Annotated in this window: 1 pseudogene; it reads left to right on the plus strand. The window is 22.8% G+C overall.

Going from position 1 to position 347, the window contains the following annotated elements:
• Positions 1-347: pseudogene (locus EZH24_RS13625) on the plus strand (glycosyltransferase family 2 protein); the annotation flags it as partial.

Here is a 347-nt window from a genome sequence, read left to right on the forward strand (position 1 = left end):
AATATCCTCTTGCTGTATGTTGGAATAAATTATTAAAAAAAGAGTTTTTAATAAAAAATAAGATTGAATTTCTTGATTACAGAATAGCCGAAGATGTTGATTTTTTCTATAGACTATTGGCACATAATCCAAAAATAGTTTATAACAATAATGCTGTATATTATTATTTTCAAAGAAGTTCATCATTAATGACCGAATTAAAAAAGAATAACGAAATGCCTATTGTTGTATTAGAAGTTTTTGAAAACATATATAAATACTATAAAGAAAATAGAAAGGAATTGCTTATAGACTTAAGCTATTATAATTTTTTGTCATTAATGCACACTTTTAATAATTATAAGGCT

This window comes from Brachyspira catarrhinii, from assembly GCF_005518285.1.
GTDB lineage: Bacteria > Spirochaetota > Brachyspiria > Brachyspirales > Brachyspiraceae > Brachyspira > Brachyspira catarrhinii.